13 protein-coding genes, 4 tRNA genes and 1 pseudogene are annotated in these 17725 nt (G+C 59.4%); 6 read left to right on the plus strand and 12 right to left on the minus strand.

The annotated features are described in order from the left end of the window. From BVK86_RS21960 to bamJ, 6 genes and pseudogenes are all read right to left on the minus strand, one after another. A pseudogene (locus BVK86_RS21960) lies at positions 1-1279 on the minus strand (type IV secretion protein Rhs); the annotation flags it as partial. 210 nt (positions 1280-1489) lie between these two features. Then, a complete protein-coding gene (locus tag BVK86_RS21965) occupies positions 1490-1897 on the minus strand; it encodes an SEL1-like repeat protein (RefSeq protein ID WP_075948427.1) in 408 nt (135 codons plus the stop codon). Continuing rightward, positions 1898-2269, minus strand: a complete 372-nt coding sequence (locus BVK86_RS21970) for a hypothetical protein (RefSeq protein WP_003223109.1) — start codon at positions 2267-2269, stop codon at positions 1898-1900. It abuts the gene before it with no gap. Beyond that, positions 2266-2607 carry a helix-turn-helix domain-containing protein gene (locus BVK86_RS21975; RefSeq protein WP_075948521.1) on the minus strand — a complete coding sequence of 114 codons (342 nt, stop codon included), beginning with the start codon at positions 2605-2607 and terminating at the stop codon, positions 2266-2268. Before BVK86_RS21975 ends, BVK86_RS21970 begins: the two co-directional genes overlap by 4 nt. A gap of 114 nt (positions 2608-2721) precedes the next feature. Further along, on the minus strand, positions 2722-3177 hold the full coding sequence (locus BVK86_RS21980) for a YkvA family protein (protein ID WP_075948428.1): 456 nt from the start codon (positions 3175-3177) through the stop codon (positions 2722-2724). Between the two features lie 291 nt (positions 3178-3468). After that, complete coding sequence (gene bamJ / locus BVK86_RS21985) at positions 3469-4182, minus strand: BamJ family beta-barrel-assembly machinery protein (protein WP_020796775.1); 714 nt, start codon at positions 4180-4182, stop codon at positions 3469-3471. 266 nt (positions 4183-4448) lie between these two features. On the opposite strand from bamJ, the gene BVK86_RS21990 reads away from it, so the two are divergent. Continuing rightward, a complete protein-coding gene (locus tag BVK86_RS21990) occupies positions 4449-6257 on the plus strand; it encodes a di-heme-cytochrome C peroxidase (protein ID WP_075948522.1) in 1809 nt (602 codons plus the stop codon). Positions 6258-6286: 29 nt separating this feature from the next. Then, positions 6287-7423 carry a catalase family protein gene (locus BVK86_RS21995; protein WP_408002992.1) on the plus strand — a complete coding sequence of 379 codons (1137 nt, stop codon included), beginning with the start codon at positions 6287-6289 and terminating at the stop codon, positions 7421-7423. Between the two features lie 128 nt (positions 7424-7551). Here the strand turns inward: BVK86_RS21995 and BVK86_RS22000 are convergent. The 4 genes from BVK86_RS22000 to BVK86_RS22015 form a co-directional block, all read right to left on the minus strand. Beyond that, positions 7552-7628 (minus strand) — tRNA-Asp (locus BVK86_RS22000). A 19-nt stretch (positions 7629-7647) separates the two neighbouring features. Then, positions 7648-7723: transfer RNA gene (locus BVK86_RS22005), tRNA-Val, on the minus strand. Between the two features lie 198 nt (positions 7724-7921). Then, a tRNA-Asp gene (locus BVK86_RS22010) sits at positions 7922-7998 on the minus strand. A 19-nt stretch (positions 7999-8017) separates the two neighbouring features. Beyond that, positions 8018-8093: transfer RNA gene (locus BVK86_RS22015), tRNA-Val, on the minus strand. A 159-nt stretch (positions 8094-8252) separates the two neighbouring features. On the opposite strand from BVK86_RS22015, the gene rdgC reads away from it, so the two are divergent. From rdgC to sugE, 3 genes are all read left to right on the plus strand, one after another. Further along, a complete protein-coding gene (gene rdgC, locus BVK86_RS22020) occupies positions 8253-9173 on the plus strand; it encodes a recombination-associated protein RdgC (protein ID WP_008060875.1) in 921 nt (306 codons plus the stop codon). Between the two features lie 161 nt (positions 9174-9334). After that, positions 9335-10300: a bile acid:sodium symporter family protein gene (locus tag BVK86_RS22025; RefSeq protein ID WP_075948430.1), complete on the plus strand. Its 966-nt coding sequence runs from the start codon at positions 9335-9337 to the stop codon at positions 10298-10300. A 119-nt stretch (positions 10301-10419) separates the two neighbouring features. Continuing rightward, entirely contained in the window at positions 10420-10734 is a 315-nt protein-coding gene (sugE, locus tag BVK86_RS22030) for a quaternary ammonium compound efflux SMR transporter SugE (RefSeq protein WP_075948431.1), read from the plus strand. 52 nt (positions 10735-10786) lie between these two features. On the opposite strand, the gene BVK86_RS22035 is transcribed toward sugE, so the two are convergent. Next, the gene (locus BVK86_RS22035) at positions 10787-12655 is read right to left on the minus strand and encodes an MFS transporter (RefSeq protein ID WP_075948432.1); all 1869 of its coding nucleotides are present in this window, start codon (positions 12653-12655) and stop codon (positions 10787-10789) included. A 96-nt stretch (positions 12656-12751) separates the two neighbouring features. Beyond that, positions 12752-13903 (minus strand): TDT family transporter, encoded by a 1152-nt coding sequence (locus tag BVK86_RS22040; protein ID WP_075948433.1) that lies wholly within the window; start codon positions 13901-13903, stop codon positions 12752-12754. Between the two features lie 281 nt (positions 13904-14184). Here BVK86_RS22040 and BVK86_RS22045 point away from each other — a divergent pair, with 281 nt between their 5' ends. Further along, complete coding sequence (locus BVK86_RS22045) at positions 14185-17655, plus strand: hybrid sensor histidine kinase/response regulator (protein WP_075948434.1); 3471 nt, start codon at positions 14185-14187, stop codon at positions 17653-17655. Positions 17656-17725: the final 70 nt, after the last annotated feature.

The raw sequence follows: 17725 nt of genomic DNA on the forward strand, positions 1-17725 counted from the left end.
ATGGCAGCACACCATCCAGAAAACCATCGGTCAGGGTCAGCAGTTCTTCGCCGGTGACCAGCGACACCGGGCAGCCGTGGGTGGCAGTGCGCTCGGCGGAATCGGCGCTGTCGCCGTTGGGGTTTTTCGCTTGGGCCGGGGCATCGTCGAAGGGCTCGTCCTTTTTCAACGAAGTGTTATTGCGGCCCTTCCAGCGCAACTCCATCCGGCCTTTTTTCAGGCCCGCCGCGACACCCCGTGCGGCCACTTTTTTGTAGCGATCGACATGCCCCATGAAGGGATTGATGATCGCGACCATCGCCTTCACAAAGCCCATGACGGCCTGACACAGCTGCGCGCCGTACTTCATCAGGCGCACACTCAGCCATGCGATACCGACACCCACCATGCTCAGCACGATGCCGATCAGCAGGTCGATGACCACGCCGACCACAACCCTGGAAATGGCCTCCGCCGAGGAGCCTGCGATGTAGGTCGGCGGCAACGCCTCGAGCCACAACGTCGCGGTACGCAACAACAGGCACAACGCCGCTTCATCGCTGGCCAGCAACATGGCCTTTTCGATCAGGTCGGGCGCACTGTCGGCCAGTGCGGCCAACTCGCCTGCGCTGGCGCCGAGTTTGTCGGCGTAAGCCCGGGGATCTTTCAGAATGTCGCTCAGCTCGCCGAGGCCATCCCAGACAGCCTCGATCGCCGCCCAGCTCCCGGCCAACATCCCGTTGCCCACAGCCGCCAATGACGCCGAGGCCGACTGTTGCGACCACTGCGGCTTGAACCTTTGCCACTCGCTGCGCAGCCACTGCTCCAGCGTCTGCGTCAGCCCGTCGTAGGATTGGAACAGCTCATCAACCTGCTGCGGCGTGACCTCGCTCTGCACTCGCACGCGGTAGAACTTGCCGGCCTCGCCCTTGAACTGGCCTCGGCCGTTTTCATCCAGCGTGAGCGTCTTCGTTTCACCGCCATCAACGGCGATCACATCGACCTGAATGTTCCCCAGCGGAATGTCATGGACCGACTCGAATTTGCTCTCGATGTGCAGAATCCCGCCCTGCGGACACTGCGCAACCGACGAAAAAAAGTCGTCATCAGCGCTGCTGACTACGGTGCTGGTGTTACCCAGTTTGATCACCCGCTCCATGCCCATCAGCGAAGGCATGTCCGTGGCATGGCTGACCTTGTCGGCGGTCTGGCTGAACCAGCGTTCGAGCTGTTGGCGGTAAAGCGTCAGGGTGTCCGGGAAGCTGTCGAGCTCGAGCTCAATGCGGGCGATGTGATCCATCAGCCCACCGAAACATCAGGAACCACATAAAAAACCGGGTCGAACATAAGCAATCCTTCGCGCAGGAAATTGGGCGCGATGGACTTTGCGTGGGTTAAGCGGGGAAAGAAGTCAGGGAAGGATGAGGTTGATGTAGGGCGATTCGCTAAAACGAAAACGCGGCGTAGGGATCAGTCCCTACGCCACGTTTTTTTGCCAGATAAGACGCCGTCACTTCAGAGAATCGCGGGAGGCCAGTTCCTTCAACTTGATCTCTGCCAGTGGATGTCCGGCCTTCGCGGCAATGCCCCAGAACCGCGCGGCTTCAGCCGGATCCGGTGCCTTGCTCGGTGTCCCGGCGAGACTGATCATACCCACTTGATAGGCCGCCTTGCCGTCCCCGGCCAATGCCGCCAGACGCAGCAGACGCACGCCTTCCTCGCGAGCCCCCAGACCGACGCCGCGGAAGGTCAGGATGTGGCCATAGAAGCTCTGGGCGCCGACATCGCCCAGGTTCGCCATGCGGGCGAACTGGCCTTCAAGCCACTTCCAGCCACGCGGTTGACGCACGAACCATGACCAGTGAAACAGCCTGCGCGCCAGCCAGTAGCCGGCCCGCGCCTTGAGTCGAAAAAACATTCAGGCTTCCGCCGATTCCGGGTATTCGTATTCGAAAACACGCACCACTTCCGAGGCGTGCCACGATGCTGCAGCGACACCATCGGATGGCCCGGAGAAACGCCCCAGTCGCTCGACACATTCAAAGAAACCGGTGCGCGGCAGGCGGCTGGCGCCCTGGCTGATCACCAGCGAACTGCGCAGCGGCTGCTCGGCCTTGGCGTCCAGCGCGGCCAGGTGTTCAAGCGCTGCGGTCAGGGTTTGCATGGCAGGCGTCGGCAACTGCAAACGCTCCAGCAATGCCCGATAAGTCAGAAGATGGCGCTGTCGGCGCGCCTGATCCAGTTCGCCCAACAATCCGTCCCAGTGTTGACGACTGATGCGTACGCTCACGATTCATCCCTCCATCCGGGCACCGTCAACTCCCAGGCCAGGCTGCGACGAATCGCGGCGTCGGGCAGTCGCTCGCCACTTTCGATCATGGCTAGATAAGACGGGCTGATACCTACCGTGCGGGCCAACGCCTCAATGGCGATGCCCTTCCCTTCGCGCAAACTGCGTAGTTGATCAAGACCTGGAAGGATCGGGTCCTGGGTCGTCGCCAATGGCGCTGGGGCCGGACGCGACGGTGTTTCGTTGAGGCCTGCTGCTTTCAGTAGAGCCTGATACTGAGCCCATGGCAGAACCGCATATTCGGGCTCGCCTTCGCGTGTAATTATCTGAATATCCATGACTACCCCGTAGGACAACAACACTTAGCGAGTCGGCACTTTTCCCTAGAAGTGTAATCCTAACAGCGGCTAAGGTCGCGGGGGGTATCTATCTGAGGATCAGACGGGTTCGGCTCATCTTTTTTTCGGTCCCTGAAGTTGAAGTTGCTCCGGGGTATCCGGCAAGCGCTCGACCACAGCAAGTTTCTCCGGCACCTGACGTTTACGCCAGGCACGGAACGCGTTGAGCTCATCGTCGAGGACTTTCATCAACCAGGCGAGTACGGCGATGTCATCGATCATGCCGAACAACGGCAGGAAATCCGGGATCGCGTCCACCGGACTAAGAAAATACATCAAGCCCGCCACCACGGATACCAACGCTTTAGGGCTGATGGCACGGTACTCGCCGCGCCAATACGCCAGGCAAAGCGCCTGCAACAGGCGCAGATCGTCTTTGAGTTTGCCCAACCGGTTGCCCTGGCTGGCACCTTTGCTGGCCACTGCGAACAACAAGGTCGGCAAACGCCCACGTGCAATCAGGCGTCCGGCCAGTGGCAAGAATCGAGCGAAATTCCAGGGTGCTTTCATCATTCCTCCCACGCAAATGTTATCCACACAAATTGTGGATAACCTTGTGAACAGACCTGCTTTTCACGGCTGAAAGCCCCGTAACACAAGGGCTGCGCTTAGATCGGGCGTTTTTTACTCATCAAAAAAACCCAATATTTCATTGACTTGAAGGTTCGGCACGGTTAGCGCCGGTCCTACATTGCCTATGACTCCAGCCTACAGCATCTGTTCGTTTGTTTACCCACGCCAGATGCCAGATGCAACAACGCCCCGCATGAGCGAGGCGTTGCTTTTGCTAGAGGCGCCGAATTACTTGGCTGCGTCTTCTTTTGCCGGATCCTTGATGCCCAGCAGTTCCAGGTCAAACACCAGCACCGAATTGGCCGGGATGGCTGGACTTGGGCTCTGAGCGCCGTAAGCCAGTTCGCTAGGAATGTACAACTTGTACTTCTCGCCAACGTGCATCAGTTGCAGGCCTTCGACCCAACCCGGGATCACACCGCTGACCGGCAGATCAATCGGGCTGCCGCGCTCGACGGAGCTGTCGAATACGGTGCCGTTGGTCAGCTTCCCGGTGTAGTGAACGGTCACTACGTCAGTCGGCTTGGGCTGAGCGCCGTCAGCTTTCTTTTCCACTTCATACTGCAAGCCTGAAGCGGTGGTCACTACGCCAGCTTTCTTGGCGTTTTCTTCGAGGAATTTCTTGCCGGCAGCTGCCGACTCTTCGCTCATTTTGGCCATACGTTCTTCGGCGCGCTTTTGCAGTGCGGCGAACGCTTCCACCAATTCTTCGTCTTTGAGCTTCTGTTCTTTCTTGCCGACGGCATCTTCGATGCCTTGGGCTACGGCTTTGGAGTCCAGGTCATCCATGCCTTCCTGAGCCAGGCTCTTGCCCATGTTCAGGCCAATGCCGTAGGAAGCTTTTTGCGCCGGGGTTTTCAGCTCTACGCTGGTCTGCGAGTCGCAACCCGCAAGTACCAGGCTAACCAGGGCAACCGCCGCCGCCAACCGATGCTGTTTCATGCTATTTCCTTGTTCATGCGCCGAAAGGGCAATCGAGTAAAGCCGCGAGCTTATCAGGCCGCCACGACCAATGGCTACCGGCATGAGAGCCAGAGATTTGCGATAAGTTCAGGTGTTTAAACGCTTTTGCAAATGGGGATGATGAAACTTCTGTCAGATTGATCTCGCGGAGGCAGTTTTACCCTCACAACATCTGGCGTAATGGCCTCTTGCCGCTAATTGGCCACTCAGGCATAACGGAAGAAAAATCGACAAGGATGTTCATCTTGCGCCTCTTCTTCCGCTTGCTGGTTGTGGTCCTTCTTCTATTGGCTGCTGGCCTGACCGTGGTCCTGTACTACGTCGCCAACCCGGAACTGCCCTTCTATACGCCGCCGCAGCAGGTGCATTACCTGAACCAATGGACTGAAGAAGAGCGACAAACCTATTACTTCACCCCCCAAGGCACGCAAGTCAAAGGCCTGCGCTACGCGTGGTTTGAGTCCCTCGAACTGCCGTTCTCGCAACAGCGCTTCGCCTCCCCCGAGTATCTGGCTCGCTTTGGTTTCCTGGTGGATCCTGGGCAAAAATCCACGCCAAACAATCCCGGCAACTTGCCCGTTGGCTTCGCCCGGCACCGAAATCCCGGAAGTCCGGAGCAATATCTGGACATAACTTGCGCCGCTTGCCACACCGGAGAATTGCGGTTCAACGGCCAGTCGGTGCGTATCGATGGCGGCTCAGCGCAACATGTATTGCCCTCCAGCGTTCCCACATTGCGCGGCGGCAGTTTCGGACAGGCATTGGTCGCCAGCCTGACGTCCACTTACTACAACCCGTGGAAGTTCGAGCGGTTTGCCCGCCGGGTGCTGGGGGAAAATTACGACGCGGGTCATGAACAACTGCGCAAAGACTTCAAAGATTCGCTGAACACGTTCCTCAAAGTCGCCTGGAATGACACCCATCGCGGCCTTTACCCCACCGAGGAAGGACCTGGCCGCACCGATGCGTTTGGCCGAATTGCCAATGCGACCTTCGGCGACGCCATTTCCCCCGCCAACTATCGTGTCGCCAACGCTCCCGTGGATTATCCACAGCTGTGGGACATGTGGACGTTCGACTGGGTCCAATGGAACGGCTCGGCGCAACAGCCCATGGCGCGCAACATCGGCGAAGCGCTGGGCGTCGGCGCGACGTTGAATTTTTTCGACGTCGACGGCCAGCCCCTGCAAGGCGATGAGCGCTACGCCTCCAGTGTCCGCGTGCGCGATCTGCATGCGATCGAAGAAACCCTGCAACGCCTGAAACCACCCGCCTGGCCAGAAGCGCTGCTTGGCGTTGTCGACAAACCGTTGGCAGCCAAGGGCCGCGCACTGTTTGCCGAAAACTGCGCCGGCTGCCACGTCCCGCGCAAGATTCAGGAAGGTGAGCGCTGGGTGCAACACCTGCCCATGCTGCCCGTGGACGTCATCGGCACGGATCCGGGCGCGGCCAACAACATCGCCAACCACCGATTCGACGTGACCGCCCTGCAATGGAATCTCGCAGAACTCGAGCAGATGGACGTTAAGTTGCACCCCACTCCCAAGGAACCGCTGGACCTGAGTCAGCTTTCGGTGGCCAAGGGCCTTGCCTACATCACCGCGTTCGTCGAGAGGCGCGCGTACCGCGAAGCTGGTGTGACGCCACAGGAGAAGCCTCGGCTCGATGGCTTCGGCCTGCCCATTGGTGTTCGCGAAAAAGTCGCCTACAAGGCTCGTCCACTGGAAGGGGTGTGGGCGACGGCACCGTTTCTGCATAACGGCTCGGTGCCCAGCCTTTATCAGTTGCTGTCGCCTCAGGATGAACGCGCGACAACCTTCTATAAAGGCACCCCCGAATACGACCCCCGGCATTTGGGCTATCGCACCGAAGCCTTCACCAATGGGTTCCTGTTCGATACGCGCATCACCGGCAACCACAACAGCGGCCATGAATTCCGCGCAGGTGAGCGCGGCCGAGGTGTCATCGGCCGGCTTTTGCTGCCCGAAGAACGCTGGGCACTGCTGGAGTACTTGAAAGTATTGGGCGGCCCGCTGGAGGCACAACTGCCATGATCATGACCACCTTCAAAAAGGAACTGCCCTTGCTTGCCCGTCTGTGGTTGCGGCTGGGCCGTCTGCTCGGCAAAACCGTGCTCATTGTGCTGGGTGCCGGCCTGCTTGTCTGGGCCCTGGCTGTTGCATGGTTCGCCTGGCAGCACCGTGGCCCCGTCTCCGCACAGGAGCAAATTCCGGACGGCGAAGCGGCGATGACCCAGGACGTGATCCAGACCGCGGTGCGCATTGTCGATCAACACCGTGAAAGCACCCGATATCTGCGTGACGCCCACGCCAAGGCCCATGGCTGTGTCAAGGCCCAGGTGCAGGTATTGCCGCAACTGGCGCAAGATCTGCGTCAGGGCGTGTTCAGTGAACCGGGCAAGGTCTGGCAGGCCACCATGCGACTGTCCAACGGCAATGCCTATCCTCAGTTCGACAGCATTCGCGACGCCCGAGGCATGGCGATCAAACTGCTTGAGGTTCCGGGTGCGCAGCTGCTCGCTGATCGCCAGGGCCAGCATGAACAGGACTTTGTGATGTTCAGCCACCCAAACTTCTTTGTCAGCGATGTCGCCGAGTATCGCCAGAACGTAGCGGCGCAAGCCGATGGGCAAAAAATCAGGGCATTTTTTCCGGGCTGGGATCCGCGAACCTGGCAGGTTCGCCATCTATTTATTGCGCTGGCAACGTTATCGCCGCCGCCGGAGAGCCCGACGCAAACCACCTATTTCTCTGTATCGCCATACAAATTCGGTGAGGCCAATGCGAAGTTTCGGGTGATGCCGGATCCGGATAATTGCCCGGCCTACGCCTTGCCCAGGCAGAATCAGGATCTGCCGAACTTCCTGCGCAGCGCGTTGAACCAGCAATTGTCCACGGACCGGGTGCCGGCGTGCTTTGTTCTGCAGGTCCAGCGCCAGGATGCGAACAAATACATGCCGATTGAGGACACCAGTATCGAATGGCGCGAGCAGGACTCCCCCTTCGAGACAGTGGCGAGGATCACTTTGCCGCCGCAGGATTTCGATACGCCGGCGCTGAATCTGCAATGCGACAACCTGTCGTTCAATCCGTGGTTCGGTTTGGAGGCGCATCGCCCGATTGGCGGCATCAATCGCCTGCGCAAAGCGGTTTACGAGGCGATCAGCGATTACCGCCACGCCCGCAACACCGGGACGTAGCAGGCCTGGGCAAAGGCTCAAACGCCCGCCCGGACGGCCAGTTTGCTAAACGCCAGACAGCAAAAAGCCCGCATAAAGCGGGCTTTCTGTGTGGTGACCTGGCGTTCAGTATTCCAGGTTACCGAATATGGCGCAGCGGACGGGACTCGAACCCGCGACCCCCGGCGTGACAGGCCGGTATTCTAACCGACTGAACTACCGCTGCGCGAAACGCTTGAAACGAATGGTGGGTGATGACGGGATCGAACCGCCGACATTCTGCTTGTAAGGCAGACGCTCTCCCAGCTGAGCTAATCACCCTTCGCTTCGTTACGGGGCGCATTATGCCACAAGTTTTCATAAAGTGTTGATTTAATTGAATTTTTTTCAAATAAATCCGAAAACCGGTGAAACGACACATCCCGCGGGTAAAACCGTACAAACTCGAGACAGAAAAAAACCCGCTTTAGCGGGTTTTTCCGTGGTGACCTGGCGTTCAGTGTTCCAGGTTACCGAATATGGCGCAGCGGACGGGACTCGAACCCGCGACCCCCGGCGTGACAGGCCGGTATTCTAACCGACTGAACTACCGCTGCGCGTAACACTTGAAACGAATGGTGGGTGATGACGGGATCGAACCGCCGACATTCTGCTTGTAAGGCAGACGCTCTCCCAGCTGAGCTAATCACCCTTCGCTTCGGTGTGGCGCGCATTCTACGGAGCGACCCTACCTCTGGCAAGCACTTTTTTAATTAATTTTCTGATGCCTTCCAAAGGCTTAGAGAAGGGTTGGCCTATGGCACACGGAGGACAATAATGCCCGCCTTTGTATAAAGGAGAGACTCACCCCATGTGGTTCAAAAACCTGCTTATCTATCGCCTGACCCAAGATCTGCCTGTTGATGCCGAGGCGTTGGAAACTGCACTGGCCACCAAACTGGCGCGCCCATGTGCAAGCCAGGAGTTGACCACCTACGGTTTCGTCGCACCGTTCGGCAAGGGCGAAGATGCGCCGCTGGTACACGTCAGCGGCGATTTCCTGCTGATCAGCGCGCGCAAGGAAGAACGTATCCTGCCAGGCAGCGTCGTGCGTGACGCGGTGAAGGAAAAGGTCGAAGAGATCGAAGCCGAGCAAATGCGCAAGGTCTATAAGAAGGAACGCGACCAGATCAAGGATGAAATCATCCAGGCCTTCCTGCCTCGCGCCTTTATTCGCCGCTCGTCGACCTTCGCCGCCATCGCGCCGAAACAGGGCTTGATCCTCGTCAACTCGGCCAGCCCGAAACGTGCCGAAGACCTGCTGTCCACCCTGCGTGAAGTGATCGGCACCCTGCCGGTGCGTCCGCTGACGGTGAAGATGTCGCCGACCGCCACCATGACCGAATGGGTTACCACCCAGAAAGCTGCAGACGACTTCTTTGTGCTGGACGAGTGCGAACTGCGCGACACCCACGAAGACGGCGGCATTGTGCGTTGCAAGCGCCAGGACCTGACCAGCGAAGAAATCCAGCTGCACCTGAGCACCGGCAAAGTGGTGACCCAACTGTCGCTGGCCTGGCAGGACAAGTTGTCCTTCGTGCTCGACGACAAGATGGTGGTCAAGCGCCTGAAGTTTGAAGACCTGCTGCAAGACCAGGCAGAACAGGACGGCGGCGACGAAGCACTTGGCCAACTGGATGCCAGCTTTACCCTGATGATGCTGACGTTCGGCGACTTCCTGCCGGCGCTGGTTGAAGCACTGGGTGGCGAAGAGACTCCGCAGGGGATCTAAACCCAATCTGTTCAAACTGACGGAACAGGGTCAACTGTGGGAGCTGGCTTGCCAGCGATAGCGGTGTTACAGAGGGCTCAAATGGAGTCTGACACATCAATATTGCTGGCAAGCCAGCTCCCACAATGTTTTGTGGTGTAACTAAAAACAAGGATCAGGCCATGCGCGCACTGGCTGCACTGAGTCGTTTTGTCGGCAACACCTTCGCTTACTGGGTATTGATTTTCGCTGTCGTGGCGTTCCTGCAACCGGCATGGTTCATCGGCCTTAAAGGTGCCATCGTGCCCTTACTGGGGCTGGTGATGTTCGGCATGGGCCTGACCCTCAAACTTGAAGACTTCGCTGAAGTCGCACGCCATCCATGGCGTGTGGCCCTCGGGGTGGTGGCGCATTTCGTGATCATGCCCGGCGTGGCGTGGTTGCTCTGCCAGGCGTTTCATTTGCCGCCGGAAATCGCCGTTGGCGTGATTCTGGTCGGCTGCTGCCCAAGCGGCACTTCGTCGAACGTGATGACTTGGCTGGCACGCGGCGATCTAGCGTTGTCGGTGGCCATCGCGGCCGTCACCACCCTCCTCGCCCCGCTGTTGACCCCGGCGCTGATCTGGTTGCTCGCATCGGCCTGGCTGCCGGTCTCGTTCATGGAGTTGTTCTGGTCGATCCTGCAAGTCGTGCTGCTGCCGATCGTGTTGGGCGTAGTTGCCCAGCGCCTGCTCGGCGACAAGGTCCGACACGCGGTGGAGGTGTTGCCGCTGGTTTCGGTGGTGAGCATCGTGATTATCGTCACGGCCGTCGTCGCCGCCAGCCAGGCAAAAATCGCCGAATCGGGCTTACTGATCATGGCGGTGGTCATGTTGCACAACAGCTTCGGTTACCTGCTGGGCTACTTCACCGGCCGCGTGTTCAAGTTGCCATTGGCCCAGCGCAAGTCGCTGGCCCTGGAAGTCGGCATGCAGAACTCCGGGTTGGGCGCCGCACTGGCCAGTGCGCATTTCTCGCCGCTGGCGGCAGTGCCGAGTGCATTGTTCAGCGTCTGGCACAATATTTCCGGGGCACTGCTCTCGACGTATTTCCGCCGAATGAGCGAGAAAGAAGACCGGAAGATCGCAGGTCAGCAAGCCACCGAATGATCCGCAAACTTGATCCCCGGATTAATGCTGGGCACTATATTGCGCAACGCGAGGACGACCTTGCGACTCGATCGAGTCATTAATCTGGGGACGACCCCGTCAATCGATGAGGGTCTTTCATGTCCTGGATCATTCTGTTTTTCGCCGGCCTGTTCGAAGTCGGTTGGGCCGTCGGCCTGAAGTACACGGACGGTTTCAGCCGTCCGATCCCCACGGCACTCACCGTTGCGGCCATGGCGATCAGCCTGGGTTTGCTGGGCCTTGCCATGAAGGAATTGCCGCTGGGCACGGCCTATGCGATCTGGACAGGTGTTGGCGCTGTAGGCACGGTGATTGCCGGGATCATTTTGTTTGGTGAGTCGATGGCGCTCTTTCGGCTGGCCAGTGTGGCGTTGATTATTGCCGGACTGGTTGGGCTTAAGGTCAGCGCTTAAGCGGCTGACCCAATCGCGGGCAAGCCCGCGATTGGGTCGGCACAGACACCCACTACCTGACGGCGCCCCGCAATTCTCCCACCACCCGCTGTAACTCTGCTGGCTCAGCCGCTTCAACAGCCGGCCCCGCCACCAACGTCACCCGCGACCACAATCGGCGAAACAATCCCTTGCCCGGATCACGGCTGAAGAAACTCCCCCACAGCCCCTGCAAGGCCAGCGGAATCACCGGTACGGGCGTCTCTTCGAGAATCCGCGTCAGCCCACCCTTGAACTCGTTGATCTCGCCATCCTCCGTCAGTTTACCCTCGGGGAAAATGCACACCAACTCGCCCTCCTTCAGATACCGGGCGATGCGCGTGAAGGCCTGTTCGTAGATCTGGATATCTTCCTGCCGCCCCGCAATCGGAATCGTCCCCGCCGTGCGGAAGATGAAGTTCAATACCGGCAGGTTGTAGATTTTGTAGTACATGACAAAGCGAATCGGCCGACGCACCGCACCGCCAATCAGCAGGGCATCGACGAAGGAGACGTGGTTGCACACCAGCAACGCGGCGCCTTCATCGGGAATCAGATGCAGGTTGCGATGCTCCACGCGGTACATGGAATGGCTGAGCAGCCAGATCATGAAACGCATGGTGAACTCGGGAACAATCTTGAAGATGTAGGCGTTGACGCCGATGTTGAGCAGCGACACTACGAGGAACAATTGCGGAATCGACAGATCGGCCAGGCTCAGCAGGATGATCGAGACGATCGCCGACACCACCATGAACAACGCGTTGAGAATGTTGTTGGCGGCAATCACTCGCGCCCGCTCGTTCTCGGCGGTGCGTGACTGGATCAGCGCATACAGCGGCACAATATAGAAACCACCGAAGACACCGAGGCCGAGGATGTCGAGCAGCACCAGCCAGGTGTGACCAAAGCCGAGAATCTCGATCCAGCCATGGCCCGCAGCGCTTTCCGGAATTCCGCCGGAATGCCACCACAGCAGCAAGCCAAACACGGTCAGGCCGAACGAACCGAACGGCACCAGGCCAATTTCGACTTTGCGCCCGGAGAGCCTTTCGCAAAGCATCGAACCGACGGCGATGCCGACCGAAAACACCGTCAGAATCAGCGTTACAACGGTCTCGTCACCGTGCATCCACTCCTTGGCATAGGCAGGGATTTGCGTCAGGTAAATTGCCCCGACAAACCAGAACCACGAATTGCCGACAATTGACCGCGACACCGCCGGGGTTTGCCCCAGGCCCAATTTCAACGTAGCCCAGGACTGGCTGAAGATGTTCCAGTTCAGACGCATTTCCGGGGCGGACGCGGCGGCCCGTGGGATGCTGCGACTGGCCAGGTAACCGAGCACGGCAATGCCGATGATCGCCGTGGACACGACCGGAGCGTAATGAGTGGACGACATCATGATCCCGGCGCCGATGGTCCCGGCGAGGATCGCCAGGAACGTGCCCATTTCCACCAGACCGTTGCCACCGACCAGTTCATCTTCTTGCAGGGCTTGCGGCAGGATCGAATATTTCACCGGACCGAACAGCGCCGAGTGCGTGCCCATGGCGAACAGCGCCACCAGCATCAGCGACAGGTGATCGAACATGAAGCCGACCGCGCCGACCGCCATGATGACTATTTCGCCGAGCTTGATCAGACGGATCAGCGCGTCCTTGGCGAACTTTTCGCCGAACTGCCCGGCCAGCGCCGAGAACAGGAAAAACGGCAGGATGAATAACAACGCACACAGGTTGACCCAGATCGAGCGGTCACCGTCGATGGTGAGTTTGTACAAGATGGCGAGGATCAACGACTGCTTGAAGACGTTGTCGTTGAACGCCCCGAGGGACTGGGTGATGAAGAACGGCAGGAAACGCCGGGTGCGTAGCAAGGTGAACTGTGAGGGGTGACTCATCTTCCATGTTTCCCTGATGTTGGGTAAAAGTGGCCGGGTTCTCTGATTGGAATGTCGAACGTCGATCCAGGCCACACATTACCTAAACTTTGCCGGTTATTTCTTTAATCCTGCAATACAGGGTGAGACAAACAACTCCCCTCTCCAGGCGCCCTGGACAGTGCGTTTGCCTACGATCAGCCACATCACCGCCAACAGCGCCACCAGTGCACAACCGACCACACTGAAAAATGTCAGGTGCAGGGTGCTGGCCAGTTTCAACGTTGCCAGAGAATAGACACCCAACGGAAAGGTAAAGCCCCACCAGCCAAGATTGAAAGGAATGCCAGCGCGCAGATAACGCAGCGTGATCAGGACCGCCGTCAACATCCACCACAAGCCAAAGCCCCACAAGGTGATGCCTGCGACCAGACCGAGCCCGGCGGCAATCTCGCCGATCCCCGCCATACCGTTGGCAGCAAAGATCGCAGGAGCATCCGCCCCCAACAGCAACATCCCCAACGCGCCGGTGCCGATCGGCCCCAATGCCAGCCAGCTGGAAGCGGCCATGTTCTCGTGGGGCAATTTGTGCAGGGCCATGCGCAACAGCAGAATCGTCAGAAGGCTGAACGCCACCGGCAGGGAAAATGCCCAAAGGACGTAGCTGGTCACCAGAACCACCAGTTGCGAATGGGCATCCGCCAGATGCGGCGCCAGCAAGCCACCACTGGCAGCGGCTACTTCCGCCGCCACGACTGGCAGCAACCAGACGGCGGTCATTTGGTCGATGCTGTGTTCCTGGCGGGTGAACATCATGTAGGGAATCAGCACCCCGCACGCCAGCGACATCGCCACATCCAGCCACCACAGCACTTCGGCCAGCGCGATCACGCCGTCCCCCCAACGCGGCAGACCAAACAGCAGGAAGCCGTTGATGATGGTCGCCAGCCCCATGGGAATCGTGCCGAAGAACATCGAAACAGTGGAGTGAGCAAAAATTCGTCGCGCCTCGTCGTAGAACAAGGTCCAGCGCGCGGCGTACAGGGTCGTGAACAACAGAAACAGCGCAATATTGAACAGCCAAAGGCCTTCGGCGACGGTGTGCAGAACCGGATAGTCGCCGGGCAACTGTGCCAATGCCAAAGCCAATACGCCGGTGCCCATGGTGGCGGAAAACCAGTTGGGGGTGAACTGGCGAATGACTTCCATGGGGTGCTGCAAGTGACGAAACGGCTTGATACCGGGTTTGGCAATGTGGGTGCAGGTCATGATGAACTCCAGTCCTCTGGTGAGGTGGAGCTCATCATAGAGCCAAATCGAATATCTATATAACGGGTAATATCTCTAACCATTATCTATTTTACTGATCAAATCGCGAACGCTTTTCAGGGGCAACTGGCGGCGATGCACACTTTGGGACGCTGACAGCCCTCAACCCTGCGACACCCCGCCACGCCACGACCTTGGTCGACACTGACGAACCCCTGCCATCGTGCGAGACTGTCCGTCCGGGCGGGAGGCCCGGGTGTCTTTGGTTGCCTGGAGTTCCCATGTCGCTGTCCAGCGGGCTGATTGCCGCCGTCGCCCTGGCCTATATGGCCATCATGTTCGCCATCGCCTTTTACGGTGACCGTCGCAGCGCGCCATTGCCGCCGCGGGTGCGTGCCTGGGTGTATAGCCTGTCGCTGGCGGTCTACTGCACCAGCTGGACGTTCTTCGGTGCCGTGGGCCAGGCGGCCGAACAGCTGTGGTCATTCCTGCCGATCTACCTTGGGCCGATCCTGCTGCTGATCGGGGCGCCGTGGGTCCTGCAGAAAATGGTGATGATCAGCAAGCAGGAGAACATCACTTCAATTGCCGACTTCATCGCCGCTCGCTACGGCAAATCGCAGTCGCTGGCAGTGGTGGTGGCGCTGATTTGCCTGGTCGGTGTGCTGCCCTACATCGCCTTGCAACTGAAAGGCATCGTGCTTGGCGTAAATCTGTTGATCGGTGCCGGCGCCGATACCATGGGTGTTAGCGCGCAGGACACGGCGCTGATCGTGTCGCTGGTATTGGCGTTGTTCACCATTGTCTTTGGTACGCGCAACCTCGATGCCACGGAACACCACCGTGGCATGGTGCTGGCGATTGCCTTTGAATCGCTGGTGAAGCTATTTGCCTTTCTGGCGGTCGGCGCGTTCGTGACCTTCGGTTTGTACGACGGTTTCGATGACCTGTTCAATCAGGCCATGCTCGCCCCGCGCCTTGAGCAATACTGGAAAGAAACCATCAACTGGCCGTCGATGGTGGTGCAGACCGGCGTGGCGATGATGGCGATTATCTGCCTGCCGCGACAATTCCATGTGACCGTGGTCGAGAACATCGACCCGCAGGATCTGCGCCTGGCCAAGTGGGTGTTTCCGGCCTATCTCGCTTTGGCCGCATTGTTTGTCGTACCGATCGCCCTGGCAGGTCAGATGCTGCTGCCAAGCTCGGTACTGCCTGACTCCTTCGTCATCAGCCTGCCACTGGCCCAGGCTCACCCTGCCCTCGCCTTGCTGGCTTTCATCGGCGGTGCGTCGGCGGCCACCGGCATGGTGATCGTGGCCAGCGTCGCGCTGTCGACCATGGTCTCCAACGACATGCTGTTGCCGTGGTTGCTGCGGCGCAACAACGCCGAGCGTCCGTTCGAAGTGTTCCGCCAGTGGATGCTTTCGGTGCGCCGCGTGAGCATTGTGGTCATACTGCTGCTGGCTTATGTCAGCTATCGCCTGCTGGGCTCGACCGCCAGCCTGGCAACCATTGGCCAGATCGCGTTCGCTGCCGTCACGCAATTGGCACCGGCGATGCTCGGCGCGTTGTACTGGAAACAAGCCAACCGCCGTGGCGTCTTCGCCGGCCTCGCCGCTGGCACATTCCTGTGGTTTTACACACTGATTCTGCCGATCGCCGCCCACAGCCTCGGCATGTCCCTGAACAGTTTCCCAGGCCTGGCCTGGCTGCACGGCAATCCGCTGAACCTGCCGATCACTCCGCTGACCCAAGGCGTGGTGCTGTCATTGGCGGGCAACTTCACCCTGTTTGCCTGGGTCTCGGTGCTGTCGCGCACCCGGGTTTCGGAGCACTGGCAGGCTGGCCGCTTCATCGGCCAGGAAATCAGCGCCCGCCCGAGCGCGCGCTCGATGCTCGCGGTGCAGATCGACGACTTGCTGCAATTGGCCGCTCGCTTCGTCGGTGAGGAACGCGCCCGCCAGAGCTTCATCCGCTTTGCCTATCGTCAGGGCAAAGGCTTCAACCCGAACCAGAATGCCGACGGTGAATGGATCGCCCACACCGAACGCTTGCTCGCCGGCGTGCTGGGCGCCTCGTCGACACGGGCAGTGGTCAAAGCGGCCATTGAAGGTCGGGAGATGCAACTGGAGGACGTCGTGCGAATCGCCGACGAAGCGTCGGAAGTCCTGCAATTCAACCGCGCACTGCTGCAAGGGGCGATCGAGAACATTTCCCAAGGTATCAGCGTGGTTGACCAGTCACTGAAACTGGTGGCCTGGAACCGGCGCTATCTGGAGCTGTTCAACTATCCCGACGGCTTGATCAGCGTTGGCAGACCGATCGCCGATATCATCCGCTACAACGCCGAGCGTGGGTTGTGCGGCCCCGGCGAAGCCGAAGTGCACGTCGCCCGGCGCCTGCACTGGATGCGTCAGGGCCGGGCGCATACGTCGGAGCGGCTGTTCCCTAACGGGCGGGTGATCGAACTGATCGGCAACCCGATGCCCGGCGGCGGTTTTGTCATGAGCTTCACCGACATTACCCCCTTCCGCGAGGCCGAGCAGGCATTGACCGAAGCCAACGAGAGCCTCGAACAGCGCGTGACGGAGCGCACCCATGAACTGTCGCAACTCAACGTCGCCCTGACCGAAGCCAAGGGCACCGCCGAGGCGGCCAACCAGTCGAAAACCAGATTCCTCGCAGCGGTCAGCCATGACCTGATGCAACCGCTGAACGCTGCGCGACTGTTCTCCGCAGCCCTGACTCATCAGGAAGACGGCTTGTCCGGCGAAGCGCAAAAACTGATCCAGCACCTTGATAGCTCGTTGCGTTCTGCCGAAGACCTGATCAGTGATCTGCTGGACATTTCCCGCCTGGAAAACGGCAAGATCAATCCCGATCCCAAGCCATTTGCCCTCAGTGAGTTGTTCGACACCCTCGGCGCCGAATTCAAGGCACTGGCCCGCGAGCAAGGGCTGCAATTCCGTGTCCGGGGCAGCAAGCTGCGCATCGACAGTGACATCAAACTGCTGCGCCGCATCCTGCAGAACTTCCTCACCAACGCCTTCCGCTATGCCAAAGGACCAGTGTTACTCGGCGTTCGTCGACGTAAAGGCGAGCTGTGCCTGGAAGTCTGGGACCGCGGACCGGGGATTCCGGCAGACAAGCAGCAGGTAATTTTCGAAGAATTCAAACGCCTCGACAGCCATCAGACCCGTGCGGAAAAAGGCCTTGGTTTGGGACTGGCGATAGCCGATGGTCTATGCCGGGTGTTGGGGCATACCTTGATGGTCCGTTCGTGGCCCGGACGCGGCAGCGTGTTCAGCGTCAGAGTACCGCTGGCCCGGGCGCAAACGGCGCTGCCTGCCAAGGTTGCCGAACACAATGGCAAGTTGCTCAGCGGCGCCCAGGTGCTGTGCATCGACAACGAAGACAGCATTCTCATCGGCATGAACAGTTTGCTGACGCGCTGGGGCTGCCAGGTGTGGACCGCACGCAATCGCGAAGAGTGCATGACCCTGCTCAGCGAGGGGGTGCGACCACAATTGGCGTTGGTGGACTACCACCTGGACGACGGCGAAACCGGAACCGAATTGATGGCCTGGTTGCGCACTCGCCTGGGTGAGCCTGTGCCGGGCGTGGTAATCAGTGCCGATGGGCGACCAGAGACGGTGGCTCAAGTGCATGCGGCGGGCTTGGACTACCTGGCCAAACCGGTCAAGCCGGCGGCGTTGCGGGCGTTGTTGAGTCGGCATTTGCCGTTGTAGTCATTCACTCAAGATAGGAATGTTTTTGTGGCGAGGGAGCTTGCTCCCTCGCCACAAAAGCCAGGAGCAT

The sequence above is a fragment of the Pseudomonas reinekei genome (assembly GCF_001945365.1).
GTDB classification, from domain to species: domain Bacteria; phylum Pseudomonadota; class Gammaproteobacteria; order Pseudomonadales; family Pseudomonadaceae; genus Aquipseudomonas; species Aquipseudomonas reinekei.